This is a genomic window from Caldimonas hydrothermalis (assembly GCF_056746695.1).
On record NZ_JBWQXA010000002.1, the window covers coordinates 79,659 to 95,587 of the forward strand.

Genomic DNA, 15,929 nt, shown 5'->3' on the forward strand with positions numbered 1-15,929 from the left:
AAGATGTAACGAGGGCGGGCACCGGTTGGTGGCGGTTGGGATCAGAAGGGTTGCGAATGCCGCGAGCTTGTTCGCAAATGTTGTCAACGCCGTCCATCTTGCCGGGTTCCATGCTCTGGCGGGGGAGTTGATCGGCGGCGCCGCGCTTGCGTACCATCCGGGGCCTTGCTTCGCACGACGGCCCGATGACGAACGACACCTCCCACCCGGCCGCCCTGGCCGCCGGCGCCAGCGCGCACTGGGCGCAACGCAGCCTCACGCAGGTCTGGCATCCCTGCACGCCGATCCAGCGCCTGGCCGCCAGTGCGCCCCTGCCCCTGGTGCGTGGTCAGGGCCCATGGCTGTTCGACCCGGACGGGCGGCGCTACTTCGACGCGATCAGCTCGTGGTGGGTGAATCTCTTCGGTCATGCCGACGCGCGCATCGGGGCGGCCGTGAAGGACCAGCTCGACCGCCTGCCCCACGTGATGCTGGCCGGCTGCACGCACGAGAGCGCGGTGCTGCTGGCCGAGCGTCTGTCGCAGCGCACCGGCGGCGTGCTGGGGCATGCGTTCTACGCCAGCGACGGGGCCAGCGCGGTGGAGATTGCACTGAAGATGAGCTTTCACAGCTGGCGCAACCGTGGACGCGCGGCCAAGCGCGAGTTCGTCTGCCTGCGCGGTGGCTACCACGGTGAGACCCTGGGGGCGCTGGCCGTGACCGACGTGAGGGTGTTCCGCGACGCCTACGACCCGCTGCTGCTGCGCACCCACCAGGTGATGTCGCCCGATGCGCGCCAGGCCCGGCCCGGCGAGACGGCGGTCGAGGTGGCGCAGCGTGCGCTGGCGCAGATGCAGGCGCTGATGGAGTCCCGCCACGAGCACCTGGCGGCGGTCATCGTCGAGCCGCTGGTGCAGGGGGCGGCCGGCATGGCCATGCACGATGCGGCCTATCTGCGCGGCCTGCGCGCCTTGTGCGACCGCTACGAGGTGCACCTGATCGCCGATGAGATCGCGGTGGGCTGCGGGCGCACCGGCACCTTCTTTGCGTGCGAACAGGCCACCGCAGCGGGCGACGCGCCGGTGTGGCCGGATCTGCTGTGCCTGTCCAAGGGCATCAGCGGCGGCTACCTGCCTTTGTCGCTGGTGATGGTGCGCGAGCCCCTCTATGCCGCCTTCCTGGACGAGCGCAGCGAGCGCGCCTTCTTGCATTCGCATTCCTACACGGGCAATCCGCTGGCGTGTCGCGCCGCGCTGGCCGTGCTCGACCGCTTCGACCAGGAGCCGGTGCTCGAGCGCAACCGCGTGGCGGCCGATCGCCTGGCCGCGGGGCTGGCCCCGCTGGTCGGGGATCCGCGCATCGAGCATCTGAGACGCTGCGGCACCATCCATGCCTTCGACGTGAAGGCCGAATACGCCCGCGCCGACTTTGCCGAGCGCTTTCATCGGGAGGGTCTGGCACAGGAACTGCTGATCCGTCCGATCGGCCGCAGTGTGTACCTCATGCCGCCCTATGTGCTCGACGAGGCGCTGGCCGACTGGCTCGCGCAGCGCGTGCGCGCAACGCTGGACGCCGTGGTGCCCGGAGCCGCCCATGCTGCTTGACCACCTGCGTGCACAACTGGCCGAGCGGCAGGCGCAGGCCCTGCAGCGCCGGCGTCGCACGGCCCACTCGCCCTGCCAGCCCCGTCAGGTGCTGGCCGCCGACGGCGCTGCGCCGCGCGAGCTGCTGAGTTTTTGCAGCAACGACTACCTGGGACTGGCCGCCCACCCGGTGCTGCGCGAGGCCTTGGCCGAAGGTGCGGCCCGTTTCGGCGCCGGCAGCGGCGCCTCGCACCTGATCAACGGCCACAGCCTGGCCCATGCACGGCTGGAAGCCCAACTGGCCGAGATCCTGTCACCCCATTGGCCCGAGCTGGCGGTGCTGAGCTTTTGCACCGGCTACATGGCCAATCTGGCGGTGCTGACAGCGCTGGGGCAGGCACAGGCCACACTGCTGTGCGAGACCCTCAACCACGCCTCGCTGATCGACGGGGCGCGCCTGGCCCGCGCGACGGTGGTGAAATACCCGCACAACGACGTGGCGGCGCTGGAGGCGCTGCTGGTGCGCTGCGCCACACCGCTGCGGCTGATCGTCACCGATGCGGTCTTCAGCATGGACGGCGACCTCGCTCCGCTGGACGCGCTGCTGGCCCTGGCCGAGCGCCATGACGCCTGGCTGATCGTGGACGATGCCCATGGCTTTGGCGTGCTGGGGCCCACGGGGCGTGGCAGCCTGGAGCACTTCGGCCTGCGCAGCCGCCGCGTCGTCTACATCGGCACCCTGGGCAAGGCCGCGGGCGTGGCCGGGGCCTTCGTGGCGGCGCATCCCACCGTGATCGACTGGCTGGTGCAAAGCGCGCGCAGCTACATTTACACGACCGCCTCACCCCCGGCCGTGGCCCATGCGGTCAGCGCCAGCTTGGGCCTGGTGTTCGGCGACGAGGGCGCGCGCCGGCGTGCCGCCTTGCGCGAGCGCATCGCGCAGTGGCGCCGCGGCCTCGCCGGCGGCCTGCCGGCGGCCTGGCACTTGGCGCCCTCGTCCACCGGCATCCAGCCGCTGATCGTCGGCGACAACGAGACGGCGCTGACCCTGTCGGCCGCCTTGGAAGCCCGCGGCCTGTGGGTGCCGGCCATCCGCCCCCCCACGGTGCCGGTGGGCACCGCCCGCTTGCGCGTGGCCCTCAGCGCCGCCCACACGGCCGAGGACGTGGACCGCCTGGTCGAGGCGATCCGTGCCGCGGCGGCCGTCCCCGGAGAGCGCTCATGATTCCGTTACAGGGTTGGTTCGTCACCGGCACCGACACCGAGATCGGCAAGACCACCGTCAGTGCCGGTCTGTTGCAGGCCCTGGGCCGCCGCGGCTGGCGTGTGGCCGGCTACAAGCCGGTGGCCGCCGGCACCGAATGGCGCGGGGGCCGGCGCGTCAACGACGACATCGAGCGCCTGCGGGCCGCGGCCAATGTGCCGCTGGCCGCCGAGGAGGTCTGCGCCTGCCTGCTCGATGCCGCCTGTGCCCCGCACCTGGCGGCGCGCGAGGCCGGTGTGACGATCTCGCTGGAGGCGTTGCTGGCGGGCGCGCAGCGCCTGGCCGGCCGGGTGGACCGGCTCATCGTCGAAGGCGTGGGCGGCTTCCTCGTGCCGCTGGACGAGCGGCTCGACACGGCCGACCTGGCCGTGCGCCTGGGCCTGCCCGTGATCCTGGTGGTGGGGCTGCGCCTGGGCTGCCTCAACCATGCCTTGCTCACCGCCGAGGCCGTGCGTGCCCGAGGCCTGCGGCTGGCCGGCTGGGTGGGCAACGCAGTGGACCCCCGCATGCCCTGGCGCGAGGCCAATGTCGAGACCCTGCGCGAGCGTCTGGCCCGTTACTTCGAAGCGCCCTGTCTGGGGGTGGTCCCTCCGCTGCACGAGCCCGATGCCGCCGCGGTGGCCCCCCATCTGGACCTGTCGGTCCTGGGGCCGTGGTGAGCCGCGTTCAGCGTTTCTCGATCGCGGTGACGGTGTAGGTGCCGCCGACCTTGGCGGCCTGGAAGCTCACCTTGTCGCCCACCTGCACCTTGTCGAGCAGGCTGGGCGGTTCGGCGCGGAAGACCATGGTCATCGGCGGCATGTCCAGGCTCTTGATCTCGCCGTGCTTGATGGTGATCTTGCCGGCGGCCTTGTCGATCTTGCGCACCTCGCCTTCGGCTGCCTGGGCCAGGGCGAGGGTGCTTGCCGCAGCCAGGGCGATCGCGCCGAGCCATCGTTTCATGTGGGGCCTTTCCTCATTCAAGTGCGTGTGCCGGCAAGGGCCGGGTAGTGCTGATAGACGCGGCCCTTGCGGTCGCGGCCGACGAGGATCACATCGTAGGCGTCGCGGCGGTCACCGACTTCCATGCCCGGCGAGCCCACCGGCATGCCCGGCACGGCCAGCCCGATCGCGGCAGGGCGCTCGGCCAGCAGGCGGCGGATCTCGCGTGCCGGCACATGGCCTTCGAGCACATAGCCTTGCACGACGGCGGTGTGACAGGAGCCGAACTCATCGGGCATGCCCAGCTTCTCGCGGTATTCGGCCGGGCCACGCACGTTGTTCACCTTGACCTGGAAGCCATGGGCCTGCAGGTGCTCGACCCAGGCGCCGCAGCAGCCGCAGCTCTCGGACTTCCAGACTTCGACCAGCGGCTGGCGGGCGGCGCTGACCAGGGCCGGGGCGGCGGCGGTGCCGGCCAGGGCGCTCGCCCAGGCCAGCCACCGGCGGCGTGACATCGACAAAGACATGAGATGGATCTCTTTCCAACGATGGATCAAACCGGTTCCGGTTTCCCGGGGCGCTGGCCTGTGCCGTCGGAGCGGTGCAAGCTTGGAGTTTGGGGCGCGCGCCTCGGTTCCCTGCGCCGTTCGCACATCGAACGAAAACGGTGCCGGTCTGCACACGCCATGATGCCTGTGTTTGCATCTCCCGTCCCTCGCCCGGGAACAAGGGGCGGTGCGTGCAGCCGCGACGTGCTGCGCCGCACCAGCCGCCCTAGAATCCGGGCATCGTCCGGCGGCCCCTCACCGTCCGTTCCCGAAGCGTCCCGGAGTCTCCCCCGCATGAACACCCCTGCTGCGGCCCCAGCGGCCCCCCACGACCTGCAACACATCGCCCCGCGCGACCAGGCCGAGATCCTGGCCCAGGCCTTGCCCTACATCCGCAAGTTCCATGGCAAGACCATCGTCATCAAGTACGGTGGCAATGCCATGACCGACCCGGCGCTGCAACAGGACTTCGCCGAGGACGTGGTGCTGCTCAAGCTCGTGGGCATGAACCCGGTGGTGGTGCACGGCGGAGGGCCCCAGATCGACGAAGCCCTGGCCAAGATCGGCAAGAAGGGCACCTTCATCCAGGGCATGCGCGTGACCGATGAAGAGACCATGGAAGTGGTCGAATGGGTGCTGGCCGGCCAGGTGCAACAAGACATCGTCGGCCTGATCAACGCTGCCGGCGGCAAGGCTGTGGGCTTGACGGGGCGTGACGGCGGGCTGATCCGCGCACGCAAGCTGCGCATGAAGGACAAGACCGACCCGACCAAGGAACACGACGTGGGCCAGGTGGGCGACATCGTTGCGATCGACCCGAGCGTGGTGAAGGCCCTGCAGGACGACCAGTTCATCCCGGTCATCTCGCCGCTGGGCTTTGGCGAGCACAACGAGAACTACAACATCAACGCCGACGTGGTGGCCGGCAAGCTGGCCGAGGTGCTCAAGGCCGAGAAGCTGATGCTGCTGACCAACACCCCGGGTGTGCTCGACAAGAACGGTAATTTGCTCACGGACCTGACCGCACGCGAGATCGATGAGCTGTTCGCCGACGGCACCATCTCGGGCGGCATGCTGCCCAAGATCGCCTCCGCGCTGGACGCGGCCAAGAGCGGCGTGAACGCCGTGCACATCATCGACGGCCGCGTGCCGCATGCGATGCTGCTGGAGGTCCTCACCGAACAGGCCTTCGGCACGATGATCCGCTCGCACTGAGCCGCGCCAGCGCATGAAGCGCCGCAGCGTCTGGCTGTTCGACCTGGACAACACGCTGCACGATGCCTCCCGGGCGGTGTTCCGTCATCTCGACGGCTCGATGACGGAGTACATCGCCCGCGAGCTGAGGGTGCCGCACGAGCAGGCCGATGCCCTGCGGCGCGACTACTGGCGGCGCTACGGCGCCACGCTGCTCGGCCTGATCCATCACCATGGCATCCGCCCCGCGCACTTTCTGGAGCACACGCACGCGCTGCCCGGGCTGGAGGCGCGGGTCTTCACGCATGCCCATGACAGGGCCGCGCTCCAGCGCCTGGGTGGGCGCAAGTATGTGCTGACCAACGCCCCGCGGGGCTACGCGCGGCGGGTGCTGGGGGCGCTGGGCCTGGAGACGGTCTTCGACGGGATCATCCCCATCGAGGCCCTGCGCATGTTCGGCCGCTGGCGGCCCAAGCCCGACGCACGCATGCTGCGCCATGTGGCGGTGCGCTTGAAGGTGCCACCCAGTCGCTGCATCCTGGTCGAAGACACCTTGGCCCATCAAAAGGCCGCCCGCGCCCTGGGCATGCGCACGGTGTGGATGCAGCGATATCTGCGACACAATGCACACGGCCCGGAAGTTGGTGTTTACCTGCGCCGCAAGCCCGTTTACGTGTGTGCGAGAATCCGCTCGCTACAAAAGTTACATTCTCTGCACGCACCGTGATGGCCGAGCCTTCCGTCCCTGCCGAGCCGACGTCTCCCGCCGCCGAGGCCGCTGGCGAGGCGGCGTCACGCAAGCGGCCCAAGCCCGGCGAGCGCCGGGTGCAGATCCTGCAGACACTGGCGGCCATGCTCGAACAGCCCGGGGCCGAGCGCATCACCACCGCGGCCCTGGCGGCGCGGCTGGCGGTGAGCGAGGCGGCCTTGTACCGCCATTTCGCCAGCAAGGCCCAGATGTTCGAGGGCCTGATCGAGTTCATCGAGCACAGCGTCTTCACGCTGATCAACCAGATCACCGAGCGCGAGGGCGCCGGCCAGGCCCAGGCGCACAAGATCGTCGCCGTGGTGCTGCAGTTTGCCGAGAAGAACCCGGGCATGACGCGCGTGATGGTGGGCGATGCCCTGGTGTTCGAGAACGAGCGCCTGCTGGTGCGCATGAACCAGTTCTTCGACCGCATCGAGGCCCAGTTGCGACAAAGCCTGCGCCAGGCGGCCGAGGCCAATGGCTCGATCACACCCTCGGTCGATGCCCAGGCGCAGGCCTCGGTGTTGACGGGCTTCGTCGTGGGGCGGCTGCACCGCTACGCCCGCTCGGGCTTCAAGCGCACACCCACCGAGTTCCTCGACGCCAGCCTGCGTCTGCTGTCGGCCTGAGCGTTGCGGCTCGGCCATGCTGAGCATCACCTTGGCCGGCGAGCAGGCCGTCTTGCTGCCTGACAAGGCCCTGTGGCTGCCCGCACACGCCAGCTTGCTGGTGGCCGATGTGCACCTGGGCAAGGCGGCGAGCTTTCGCCGTCAGGGGGTGCCGGTGCCGCGCGGCAGCAGCCGTGCGGCCCTGCAGGGCCTGAGCGTCCTGATCGAACGCCTGAGGCCTCGTCGCTTGGTCTTCCTGGGCGATTTCCTGCATGCCGCGCAGGCCCACAATCCCGCCACCTTGCAGGCCCTGTGGAGCTGGCGGCAGCAGCATCCCGAACTGGACCTCGTGCTGGTGCGCGGCAACCACGACGACCGGGCGGGCGACCCGCCTGCCGGGCTGCGTATGTGCTGCGTGGACGAACCCTGGCCCCTGGGGCCTTGGGCCCTGTGTCATCACCCGGTGCCGCAGCCTCAGGCCTATGTGCTGGCCGGGCATTGGCATCCTTGCGTGAGCCTGCAGGGCCGGGCGCATGACCGCCTGCGGCTGCCTTGCTTCTGGTTTGGCGCGCAGGTGGGGGTGCTGCCAGCCTTTGGGCACTTCACCGGCATGCATCCGATCGCGCCGGTTGCCGGCGACCAGGTGTATGCCGTGGCCGAGGACCTGGTCATGAACGTGCCTGTGGCGGCGTGAGCGCACCGCTACACTGGCGCGTCGACGAGTCCTTGCCGTGTGCGCATCTGTGTCCATGTCTGCCGCCCTCGATACCCTGTTGCTGCGCGCCGAAGCCGTGTTGGCTCGGCTGGAGAAAATGCTGCCCCAAGAGACCCTGACCGAACCCGACTGGTCGGCCTCCATCGCGTTCCGTTACCGCCGGCGCGGCCCGGTGGGTCGGCTCGAGCCGGTGCGTCACGTGTCGACCATCCGCCTGTCGGACCTGTGCGAGGTCGATGCGCAGAAAGAGCGCCTGCTGCGCAACACCGCGCAATTCGTTGCGGGCCGACAGGCCAACAACGTGTTGCTCACCGGGGCGCGAGGCACCGGCAAGTCCTCGCTGGTCAAGGCCTGCCTGAACGAGTTTGCCGGCCAGGGCCTTCGGCTCATCGAGGTGGACAAGGCCGACCTCGTGGACCTGCCCGACCTCATCGACCTGGTGGCCGATCGCCCAGAGCGTTTCATCGTCTTTTGCGACGACTTGAGCTTCGATGAGGGCGAACTCGGCTACAAGGAGCTCAAATCCATCCTCGACGGCTCCGTGGCCGCGGCCACACCGAACGTGCTGATCTATGCGACCAGCAACCGCCGCCACCTGTTGCCCGAGTACATGAAGGAGAACCTCACCTACACCCACACCGAGGACGGCGAGGTCCATCCGGGCGAGGTGGTGGAGGAGAAGATCTCCCTGTCCGAGCGCTTCGGCCTGTGGATCAGTTTCTATCCCTTCAGCCAGGCCGAGTACCTGGGCATCGTGGCCCAGTGGCTGCGCAGCTTCGGCGTGGACGAGCCGGCCATCGAGGCCGCGCGTCAGGAGTCGCTGGTGTGGGCCTTGGAGCGCGGCTCGCGTTCGGGCCGCGTGGCCTACCAGTTCGCACGAGACTATTGCGGCCGTGTGGGCCTTCACCCGGCATGAGAACGCCCATCGACGTGGCCGTGGGGGTGCTGGTCGAGCGCACGCCGGCAGGAGAGGGCCGCTTCCTGCTCACCTCGCGTCCACAGGGCAAGGTCTATGCGGGCTATTGGGAGTTCCCGGGGGGCAAGCTCGAGGTCGGCGAGTCGGTGGAGCAGGCGCTGCGTCGCGAGTTGCATGAGGAACTGGGCATCACCATCGGGGCCGTGCATCCGTGGAAGGTCGAGCTGGTCGACTACCCGCATGCCCTGGTGCGCCTGCATTTCTGCAAGGTCTACGACTGGAGCGGCGAATTCGAGATGCGCGAAGGCCAGTCCATGGCCTGGCAGGATCTGCCGGTGCAGGTGCAGCCGGTGCTGCCGGGCACGGTGCCGGTGCTGCAGTGGTTTGCGGCCGAGCGGGGATTCGAAGGCGCGACCCACGCCGCCTGACCCAGGGCCCAGCCGCCCGAAGCCGGGCCGTCTCCCCGTGGGGGGCGAGCCCCGGGGCCAAGGGATGAGCGGGCGTCAGTGCACCGGCGGTGTGGCCTGTGGGTCTTCGGCGTCGGTGCTGTCCGGCGGGGCGGGCACGCGGTAGCTCTCGCTGGCCCAGGCCCCGAAATCCAGGTTCTTGCAGCGTTCGCTGCAGAAGGGGCGGTGCGGGTTCTCGGGCGCATACAGGCTTGGCCCGCCACAGGCCGGGCAGCGCACGGTGCGGGGTTTGGGCGGGGCTGAACTCATCCGGTACACAAGGTCAGTTCGAAACCCAGGTCCTCGGCGGCTGGCCGCAACCGCCCTTCCTCGTCCTGGCGCATGAAGCGGATCGACACCATCAGCCGGTGGCCGCTGATCTCGGGCACGAGACCGGTGGACGGATCCAGGCGGACACGCATGAGCTGGTAGCTGCGCCCGGCGGGCAGGCTCTGCTGGTACTGGCCCGCCGTGGCCATCACCTTGTGGGGCACGCCCGACTCGCGCAGCAGGCCCAGCAGCACGCGCAAGGCCTCGGCCAGCGGCATCAGCGTGCCCACCCAGCGCTGCAGGTCGGCTTGCCGCCGCACGGCGGGCAGCTTCTGCCAGGCGTAGTAGGCGGGCAGGTCGAACTCGCAGGTGCCACCCGGGATGCTGATGCGGCTGCGCACACTCATCAGCCACTCGTTGCCCGTGAGCGCATGGCCCGCCTTGCCGGGCAACTGGTTGAGCTGGACGAAGGCGTGGTCGATGCGGCCGACCACCTCGTCCAGGGCCTGCTCGGAGATCGAGGGATTGCCGCGGTAGCCGTTGAGGACGGTCTTTTGGCGCTCCAGATCCTTGAGCAGGTCGGACTTGAGGTCGGCCCGGGAGGCCACGTCCATGATCTCGAACAGGGTGGCCAGGGCGAAATGATGATCGACGGCCGCTTCACGCACCATCAGCTGGCCCAGCCGGTCGAACAGGTGTTCGAGCCGCAGCATGGTGCGGATGCTCTCGTTGAAGGGGTATTCGTAGAGGATCAAGGCAAGCGGCACGATGCAAGGGGATGCCGGGCATTGTTCCATACCCCGGCAGGGTGGACCACCGGTGCGCGGTCCAAGACCCCGTCTGCCGGTCGGCGACCGCTTGTCCCCCGCGCCAAGCAGTCGCTCAAGCCGATGGCCCTGGCGCCGCTTGCGCAGCGGGATGCCACAGGGCCCACAGCGCCTCCAATGTGGCATGCAGGCCGGCCAGCGTGTCGGTGTCGTTGGCCACGATGATGTCGGCGGCCGCCAGGCGCTGCGACCGCGAGGCCTGCTGGGCAATGATGGCTTGCACGGCCTGCTCGGTCAGTCCCGAGCGCCGCATCACGCGCTCCACCTGGCGCTCGGGCGAGCAGTCGACCACGAGCACCTGGTCCACCCGCGTGCGCCAGATGCGCGACTCGACGAGCAGGGGCACGTCGAAGACCAGCATCTGGCCCGGCCGGGCCTGGGCCGCCTGACGCGCCGCTTCCGCGCCGATCAAGGGGTGCAGGATGGCTTCCAGTTGCGCCTTGCGCAGTGGATCGCGGAAGACGAGCTCGCGCATGAACTCGCGGTCCAGGGCGCCGTCGGCGGTGATGGCCGCCTCGCCGAAGGCCTCGCGGATCGGCGCGATGCCGGCCCCGCCGGGCTGTGTGAGCTGGCGCGAGATGGCGTCGGTGTCGACCAGATGGGCTCCGCGCTCGCGCAGCCAGGCCGCCACCGTGCTCTTGCCGCTGCCGATGCCGCCGGTCAGGCCCAGCCGCAAGGGGCGGGGTAGCCACGGACCGTCCATGGACTTCAGGCCCAGCCCATCCAGCCGAGCACGGTGTCGGCGCCCACGAAGTAGACCAGCACGCCGGCGCCGGCCAGGAAAGGGCCGAAGGGCACATAACGGCCTTCGCGCAGTCGGCTGGCGAGCTTCATCCCGATGCCCACGATGGCACCGATCAGCGAGGCGATCAGCGCGATCGGCAGCAGGGTGTTCCAGCCCAGCCAGGCGCCCAGTGCGGCCAGCAGTTTGAAGTCGCCGAAGCCCATGCCTTCCTTGCCGGTGGTCAGCTTGAAGAGCCAGTAGACGGACCACAGCGCCAAATAGCCCGCCACGGCGCCCCACAGGGCGGTGGACAGCGGGATCGTCCAGCCCAGTGCCGCGGCGATCAGGCCGCCCCACAGCAGGGGCTGCGTGAGCTGGTCGGGCAGCAAGGTGGTGTCCCAGTCGATGAAGGTGAGGGCCACCAAGGTGGCCATCACGGCGCACCAGGCCAGGGCCACGGGCTGCGGCCCCAGTTTCCAGGCCACGCCGGCGAACAGGGCGGCCGTCAGCAGCTCGACACCGGGATAGCGCCAGGAGATCGGGGCTTTGCAGGCCGAGCAGCGAGCGCGCAGCACGATCCAGCTGATGACGGGAACGTTCTCGTACCAGCGGATGTGGTGGCCACACTGGGGGCAGCGCGAACGTGGCCGCAGCAGGCTGAGCGGCTCGCCGTCGTCGGGCAGGGGCTGCTCCAGCAGTTCGGCACTGTCGCGTCGCCATTGCCGCTCCAGCATGAGGGGCAGGCGGTGGATGACCACGTTGAGGAAGCTGCCGACGCACAGGCCCAGCACGGCCAGGGCGGCCGGAGAAAGCCACCAGGCAAGCACTTCAGGGGACATCGAGGTTCTTGCGGTTGTGCTTCAGACCACCTGGCCCAGCTTGAAGATGGGCAGGTACATCGACACCACGATGCCACCGATGATGGTGCCGAGCACCACGATGATCACCGGTTCCATCAGGCTCGACAGCCCCTTGACGGCTTCATCGACCTCCTGCTCGAAGAACTCGGCGGCCTTGTTGAGCATGTGGTCCAGCGAGCCGGATTCCTCGCCGATCGCGCACATCTGCAACACCATCACCGGGAAGATGCCGGTGGACTGCATCGCCGTGGTCAGGCTCGTGCCGGTGGAGACGTCCTTCTGGATCTTCTCGGTGGCTTCGGCAAACACGGCGTTGCCCGAGGCCCCGCCCACCGAGTCGAGGGCTTCGACCAGCGGCACGCCGGCGGAGAACATCGTGGCCAGCGTGCGCGTCCAGCGCGCCACGGCCGACTTGTAGACCAGCGGACCGAACAAGGGCACTTTGAGCAGCAGCCGGTCCATGGCTTTTTGCATTTTCTCCGAGCGCTTCCAGCTCTCGAAGAAGAAGTAGGTGCCCCCGATCAGGACACCGAAGATGATGTACCAGTATTGGACGAACAGGTCCGACATCGCCATCACCAGCAACGTGGGGGCCGGCAGGTCCGCCCCGAAGGAGGTGAAGATCTCTCTGAATGCCGGAATGACGAACATCATGATGATGGCCACCACGATGAAGGCCACCACCAGCACGGCCACCGGATAAATCAGGGCCGACTTGATCTTGGCTTTGATGGCCTCGGTCTTTTCCTTGTAGGTGGCCAGACGCTCGAGCAGTGTTTCCAGGATACCGCCGGCCTCGCCGGCCTCGACCAGGTTGCAGTACAGCGCGTCGAAGTACAGCGGATGCTTGCGCAGGGCTGCCGACAGGCTGGTGCCGGTCTCGACGTCCATGCGGATCTCGTTGAGCAGCTTGGCCAGTCGAGGGTTGCTGCTGCCGCGGCCCACGATGTCGAAAGCCTGAAGCAGCGGCACGCCGGCGCGCATCATCGTGGCGAGCTGGCGCGTGAAGATGGCGATGTCCTTGGGCTTGATTGCCTTGCCGCCGCTCATGCGGCGCTTCTTGACCTTGGTGACCAGCACACCCTGGCGGCGCAGGCTGGCGCTGACCATGGCTTCCCCGCCGGCACGCATCTCCCCGCGCACGGCCTTGCCGTTGCGGTCCTTGCCTTCCCATTCGAAGACGAATTCCTGGGTCTTCTTTGCTGCTGCAACTGCCATGGTGCCTCCAGGGCGCAAACCCTGTATCAAAACTTATTCGTTGGTCACGGAGATGACCTCTTCCAGCGTCGTCACCCCGAGCCGTACCTTGTACAGCCCGGCCTGACGCAGGTCCCGCACCCCCTCTTTTTGCGCCTGCGCGGCGATGTCCATCGCCGAGCCGTCGGACAGGATGATGCGTTGGATCTCCTCGGAAATGGGCATCACTTGGTAAATGCCGACGCGCCCTTTGTAGCCATTGTTACAACTCGAGCAGCCCACGGCACGGTAGGGCTTCCAACTGCCGTCGAGTTCTTCTTCCTTGAAGCCGGCTTTGAGCATGGCCTCGCGCGGGTAGACAGCCGGCTGCTTGCAGTTCTCGCACAGGCGCCGCGCCAGGCGTTGGGCGGTGATCAGAATCACGCTGGAGGCGATGTTGAACGGCGCCACGCCCATGTTGCGCAGGCGGGTCAGTGTCGAGGGGGCATCGTTCGTGTGCAGCGTGGACATCACGAGGTGGCCGGTCTGGGCGGCCTTGATCGCGATGTCGGCGGTTTCCAGGTCGCGGATCTCACCGACCATGATCACGTCGGGATCCTGGCGCAGGAACGCTTTGAGCGCCGCTGCAAAGGTCAGCCCAGCCTTGTCGTTGACGTTCACCTGGTTGATGCCCGGCAGGTTGATCTCGGCCGGATCCTCCACGGTCGAAATGTTCACCCCGGGCTGGTTCAGGATGTTCAGGCAGGTGTAGAGCGAAACCGTCTTGCCGCTGCCGGTGGGGCCGGTGACGAGCACCATGCCATAGGGGCGATGGATGGCGGCCAGCAGCCGCTCCTTTTCGGCCTTTTCGTAGCCCAGGGCCTCGATACCCAGCTTCGCGCTGGACGGGTCGAGGATACGGATCACGATCTTCTCGCCGAACAGCGTGGGCAGCGTGCTGACGCGAAAGTCGATGGCGCGGTTACCGAACTTCAGCTTCATGCGCCCGTCCTGGGGCACGCGCTTCTCGGCGATGTCCAGGCGCGAGATTACCTTGATGCGCGAGGCCAGCTTGTCCTTGATGGCAACGGGCGGCTGGGTGATCTCACGCAGCTCGCCGTCGATGCGGAAGCGCACGCGGTAGTTCAGCTCATAGGGCTCGAAGTGCAGATCGGAGGCGCGCATGTTGATCGCATCGATCAGCATCTTCTGGAGGAAGCGCACGACCGGTGCGTCCTCCACGTCGGCAGCGACCTCAGCCGATTCCGTCGTGGAGGTGTCCTCCTCCGACACGTCGAACTCGAAGTCGCCGCCGACGATGTTCTCCAGCGCCTCGCTGGCCGAGGCGCCCATGCTTTCGAGCACCTTGACCAGCTTGTCATGCTCGACCAGCACCCATTCGGGCGTGAGCTGGGTGGCGAACTTGATGCGCTCGAGCGCCTCCTGGTCGGTCGGGTCGGCGCCGGCGATGAACAGGCGGCTGCCTCGCTTGCCCAGGGGGATGACCTGGTACTGGGCCGACAGCTTGGGATCGAACAGTCCTCTGGGCAGGCGCTGGGTGTCGACGGCTCCCAGGTCGATGAGCGGCAACGAAAACGCGGTGGACAGGGTGTGCGCCAAGTCGCTGGGGGAGACCGCGCCGGCGGCAATGACCGCGCCAATGAAGCTGATGCGCTTGTCCTTGGCCTGCTTGGCCAGGTCTTCGGCGGTCTTGACATTGAGCTTGCCGGCGTTGACCAGCACGCGCGCCACGCCGGACAGCGTGGAGTTCGGGGCCTCAGCCAGAGTGTCCATGCCAGGGGGTCGAGTCAGAAAAAGTGAGCGGTCGCACAGCGCTCAGGGGCGCCGAGTGTGAAGCCGGGGAATGATCGCTGATCCTCTGCGCACTGTAAACCTTGCAAGCCCGTGCAAACGGCACGGGGTCGGCGGGCATATGGTGAACAAATGCACGGCGGTGTCTGAAATCTGGCCGCCGGGGGCGTGCCGCCTGACTCGGCGCGGCGGCGCGATCGATCGGATGGAACGATGTTTCGAAACTTTGCAATTCACAGACAACACAGACCAGACGGGCTCGGCCAGAGATGCGGCATGTCGGCCCGGCCCTGCGATCGGTTGTCGTTGCTTCCGTTCGCCGACCCGGTCGCGCGCACCTGTCCCAATGCGTTGCCGACGAGCAACAATTCCGGCTTCCGCCTCTACGCGATCACCGAAGGCCTGCCCGCACGTGCGCGCCACGACCGCCTGCGGCTGGCCGACAAACTGACCACACTGGATGACAGCGTCCAGACCGCCCGAAGGACCAGGCCATGACCCCAACGATCACATCCGAGCCGCTCATCGTCACCGTGGCCCCCAATGGGGCCTACAAGACCCACGAACAGCACCCCGCGGTGCCGCTGACGGCGCAGGCCCTGGCCGAAACAGCCAAGGCCTGTCTGGAGGCCGGTGCGGCGATGCTGCACATGCATGTGCGCCGACCGGACGGTCGCCACCTGCTCGACGCCCAGGCCTACCGCGAGGCCACCGAGGCAGTGCGCAAGGCGGTGGGCTCGCAGCTGGTGGTGCAGATCACCACCGAGGCCGCCCAGGTGTATGCCCCGGCCGCCCAGATGGCCGTGGTGCGTGAGGTGGTGCCCGAGGCCGTGTCGGTGGGCCTGCGTGAGCTGCATGTGCCGCAGGTGAGCGAGGCCGAACTCGGCGGCTTCTTCCGGTGGCTGGTGGAGCAGCGCGTGATGGCGCAGGTGATCCTCTATGACGAGGCCGATGTGCGCGACTGGCAGGATCTGCGCCGCCGCGGCGTGATCCCCGAAGGGCCTTGGTTCCTGCTCTTCGTGCTGGGACGCTACCGCGCCGGGCAGACCTCCTCGCCAGCCGACCTGCTGCCCTTCCTGCACGCCCATGATGGGGCCCACCCCTGGGCCATGTGTGCCTTCGGGGCGCAAGAGCACGCCTGTGCGTTGGCTGCCGCGGCGCTGGGCGGGCATGTGCGGGTGGGCTTCGAGAACAACCTGCTGCTGCGTGACGGCCGGGTCGCGCCCGACAACGCGGCGCTGGTGGCACAGGTGGCGCAGGGGGCCCAGGTGCTGGGTCGCCCGCTGGCCACGGCGGATCAGGTGCGTGCGCGCTTCGGCCGCGGCTGACGGGCCGGCT

19 protein-coding genes are annotated in these 15,929 nt (G+C 68.3%); 11 read left to right on the plus strand and 8 right to left on the minus strand.

The window, feature by feature from the left end:
* Positions 1-185: 185 nt before the first annotated feature.
* Genes bioA through bioD form a run of 3 tightly spaced genes read left to right on the plus strand, consistent with a single transcriptional unit; the run spans position 186 to position 3,485 of the window.
* Positions 186-1,583 carry an adenosylmethionine--8-amino-7-oxononanoate transaminase gene (bioA, locus tag AC1ECW_RS03660; RefSeq protein WP_409702115.1) on the plus strand — a complete coding sequence of 466 codons (1,398 nt, stop codon included), beginning with the start codon at positions 186-188 and terminating at the stop codon, positions 1,581-1,583.
* Positions 1,573-2,787, plus strand: a complete 1,215-nt coding sequence (gene bioF, locus AC1ECW_RS03665) for an 8-amino-7-oxononanoate synthase (protein ID WP_481201229.1) — start codon at positions 1,573-1,575, stop codon at positions 2,785-2,787. The genes bioA and bioF overlap by 11 nt, the downstream gene beginning before the upstream one ends.
* On the plus strand, positions 2,784-3,485 hold the full coding sequence (bioD, locus tag AC1ECW_RS03670) for a dethiobiotin synthase (RefSeq protein ID WP_481201230.1): 702 nt from the start codon (positions 2,784-2,786) through the stop codon (positions 3,483-3,485). The genes bioF and bioD overlap by 4 nt, the downstream gene beginning before the upstream one ends.
* Before the next feature lie 7 nt (positions 3,486-3,492).
* On the opposite strand, the gene AC1ECW_RS03675 is transcribed toward bioD, so the two are convergent.
* Complete coding sequence (locus AC1ECW_RS03675) at positions 3,493-3,768, minus strand: copper-binding protein (protein ID WP_409702121.1); 276 nt, start codon at positions 3,766-3,768, stop codon at positions 3,493-3,495.
* Positions 3,769-3,785: 17 nt separating this feature from the next.
* Positions 3,786-4,274, minus strand: a complete 489-nt coding sequence (locus AC1ECW_RS03680) for a DUF411 domain-containing protein (protein WP_409702123.1) — start codon at positions 4,272-4,274, stop codon at positions 3,786-3,788.
* A gap of 315 nt (positions 4,275-4,589) precedes the next feature.
* Here AC1ECW_RS03680 and argB point away from each other — a divergent pair, with 315 nt between their 5' ends.
* Genes argB through AC1ECW_RS03710 form a run of 6 tightly spaced genes read left to right on the plus strand, consistent with a single transcriptional unit; the run spans position 4,590 to position 8,904 of the window.
* On the plus strand, positions 4,590-5,510 hold the full coding sequence (argB, locus tag AC1ECW_RS03685) for an acetylglutamate kinase (RefSeq protein ID WP_409702125.1): 921 nt from the start codon (positions 4,590-4,592) through the stop codon (positions 5,508-5,510).
* 13 nt (positions 5,511-5,523) lie between these two features.
* Positions 5,524-6,216, plus strand: coding sequence for a pyrimidine 5'-nucleotidase (locus tag AC1ECW_RS03690; RefSeq protein WP_409702127.1), 693 nt, complete (start codon positions 5,524-5,526; stop codon positions 6,214-6,216).
* Entirely contained in the window at positions 6,216-6,866 is a 651-nt protein-coding gene (gene slmA / locus AC1ECW_RS03695; protein ID WP_409702129.1) for a nucleoid occlusion factor SlmA, read from the plus strand. Before AC1ECW_RS03690 ends, slmA begins: the two co-directional genes overlap by 1 nt.
* Positions 6,867-6,882: 16 nt before the next feature.
* Entirely contained in the window at positions 6,883-7,539 is a 657-nt protein-coding gene (pdeM, locus tag AC1ECW_RS03700; protein ID WP_409702131.1) for a ligase-associated DNA damage response endonuclease PdeM, read from the plus strand.
* 55 nt (positions 7,540-7,594) lie between these two features.
* Entirely contained in the window at positions 7,595-8,476 is an 882-nt protein-coding gene (locus AC1ECW_RS03705) for an ATP-binding protein (protein ID WP_409702133.1), read from the plus strand.
* Positions 8,473-8,904 carry an NUDIX domain-containing protein gene (locus AC1ECW_RS03710; RefSeq protein WP_409702135.1) on the plus strand — a complete coding sequence of 144 codons (432 nt, stop codon included), beginning with the start codon at positions 8,473-8,475 and terminating at the stop codon, positions 8,902-8,904. The genes AC1ECW_RS03705 and AC1ECW_RS03710 overlap by 4 nt, the downstream gene beginning before the upstream one ends.
* A gap of 75 nt (positions 8,905-8,979) precedes the next feature.
* Here the strand turns inward: AC1ECW_RS03710 and AC1ECW_RS03715 are convergent, their stop codons facing one another.
* From AC1ECW_RS03715 to pilB, 6 genes are all read right to left on the minus strand, one after another.
* Complete coding sequence (locus tag AC1ECW_RS03715) at positions 8,980-9,192, minus strand: DNA gyrase inhibitor YacG (RefSeq protein WP_409702137.1); 213 nt, start codon at positions 9,190-9,192, stop codon at positions 8,980-8,982.
* Entirely contained in the window at positions 9,189-9,947 is a 759-nt protein-coding gene (zapD, locus tag AC1ECW_RS03720) for a cell division protein ZapD (RefSeq protein WP_409702209.1), read from the minus strand. The genes AC1ECW_RS03715 and zapD overlap by 4 nt, the downstream gene beginning before the upstream one ends.
* A 127-nt stretch (positions 9,948-10,074) precedes the next feature.
* Positions 10,075-10,722 (minus strand): dephospho-CoA kinase, encoded by a 648-nt coding sequence (gene coaE, locus AC1ECW_RS03725; RefSeq protein WP_409702139.1) that lies wholly within the window; start codon positions 10,720-10,722, stop codon positions 10,075-10,077.
* 5 nt (positions 10,723-10,727) lie between these two features.
* On the minus strand, positions 10,728-11,582 hold the full coding sequence (locus tag AC1ECW_RS03730) for a prepilin peptidase (RefSeq protein ID WP_409702141.1): 855 nt from the start codon (positions 11,580-11,582) through the stop codon (positions 10,728-10,730).
* A gap of 21 nt (positions 11,583-11,603) precedes the next feature.
* Positions 11,604-12,821 carry a type II secretion system F family protein gene (locus AC1ECW_RS03735; protein ID WP_409702143.1) on the minus strand — a complete coding sequence of 406 codons (1,218 nt, stop codon included), beginning with the start codon at positions 12,819-12,821 and terminating at the stop codon, positions 11,604-11,606.
* A gap of 33 nt (positions 12,822-12,854) precedes the next feature.
* Positions 12,855-14,573 carry a type IV-A pilus assembly ATPase PilB gene (gene pilB, locus AC1ECW_RS03740; protein ID WP_409702145.1) on the minus strand — a complete coding sequence of 573 codons (1,719 nt, stop codon included), beginning with the start codon at positions 14,571-14,573 and terminating at the stop codon, positions 12,855-12,857.
* 294 nt (positions 14,574-14,867) lie between these two features.
* Here pilB and AC1ECW_RS03745 point away from each other — a divergent pair, with 294 nt between their 5' ends.
* Together AC1ECW_RS03745 and AC1ECW_RS03750 are read left to right on the plus strand one after the other, a co-directional pair.
* Positions 14,868-15,089, plus strand: coding sequence for a hypothetical protein (locus AC1ECW_RS03745; protein WP_409702147.1), 222 nt, complete (start codon positions 14,868-14,870; stop codon positions 15,087-15,089).
* Positions 15,086-15,919 carry a beta-keto acid cleavage family enzyme gene (locus tag AC1ECW_RS03750; RefSeq protein ID WP_409702149.1) on the plus strand — a complete coding sequence of 278 codons (834 nt, stop codon included), beginning with the start codon at positions 15,086-15,088 and terminating at the stop codon, positions 15,917-15,919. Before AC1ECW_RS03745 ends, AC1ECW_RS03750 begins: the two co-directional genes overlap by 4 nt.
* Positions 15,920-15,929: the final 10 nt, after the last annotated feature.

Coding starts and splice junctions, on each gene's coding strand:
- slmA (WP_409702129.1), top strand. CDS start 6,216: ATGGCCGAGCCTTCCGTCCCTGCCGAGCCGACGTCTCCCGCCGCCGAG.
- AC1ECW_RS03715 (WP_409702137.1), bottom strand. CDS start 9,192: ATGAGTTCAGCCCCGCCCAAACCCCGCACCGTGCGCTGCCCGGCCTGT.
- bioF (WP_481201229.1), top strand. CDS start 1,573: ATGCTGCTTGACCACCTGCGTGCACAACTGGCCGAGCGGCAGGCGCAG.
- AC1ECW_RS03735 (WP_409702143.1), bottom strand. CDS start 12,821: ATGGCAGTTGCAGCAGCAAAGAAGACCCAGGAATTCGTCTTCGAATGG.
- AC1ECW_RS03680 (WP_409702123.1), bottom strand. CDS start 4,274: ATGTCTTTGTCGATGTCACGCCGCCGGTGGCTGGCCTGGGCGAGCGCC.
- AC1ECW_RS03745 (WP_409702147.1), top strand. CDS start 14,868: ATGTCGGCCCGGCCCTGCGATCGGTTGTCGTTGCTTCCGTTCGCCGAC.
- pdeM (WP_409702131.1), top strand. CDS start 6,883: ATGCTGAGCATCACCTTGGCCGGCGAGCAGGCCGTCTTGCTGCCTGAC.
- bioA (WP_409702115.1), top strand. CDS start 186: ATGACGAACGACACCTCCCACCCGGCCGCCCTGGCCGCCGGCGCCAGC.
- AC1ECW_RS03730 (WP_409702141.1), bottom strand. CDS start 11,582: ATGTCCCCTGAAGTGCTTGCCTGGTGGCTTTCTCCGGCCGCCCTGGCC.
- bioD (WP_481201230.1), top strand. CDS start 2,784: ATGATTCCGTTACAGGGTTGGTTCGTCACCGGCACCGACACCGAGATC.
- AC1ECW_RS03675 (WP_409702121.1), bottom strand. CDS start 3,768: ATGAAACGATGGCTCGGCGCGATCGCCCTGGCTGCGGCAAGCACCCTC.
- AC1ECW_RS03705 (WP_409702133.1), top strand. CDS start 7,595: ATGTCTGCCGCCCTCGATACCCTGTTGCTGCGCGCCGAAGCCGTGTTG.
- AC1ECW_RS03690 (WP_409702127.1), top strand. CDS start 5,524: ATGAAGCGCCGCAGCGTCTGGCTGTTCGACCTGGACAACACGCTGCAC.
- argB (WP_409702125.1), top strand. CDS start 4,590: ATGAACACCCCTGCTGCGGCCCCAGCGGCCCCCCACGACCTGCAACAC.
- coaE (WP_409702139.1), bottom strand. CDS start 10,722: ATGGACGGTCCGTGGCTACCCCGCCCCTTGCGGCTGGGCCTGACCGGC.
- pilB (WP_409702145.1), bottom strand. CDS start 14,573: ATGGACACTCTGGCTGAGGCCCCGAACTCCACGCTGTCCGGCGTGGCG.
- AC1ECW_RS03750 (WP_409702149.1), top strand. CDS start 15,086: ATGACCCCAACGATCACATCCGAGCCGCTCATCGTCACCGTGGCCCCC.
- AC1ECW_RS03710 (WP_409702135.1), top strand. CDS start 8,473: ATGAGAACGCCCATCGACGTGGCCGTGGGGGTGCTGGTCGAGCGCACG.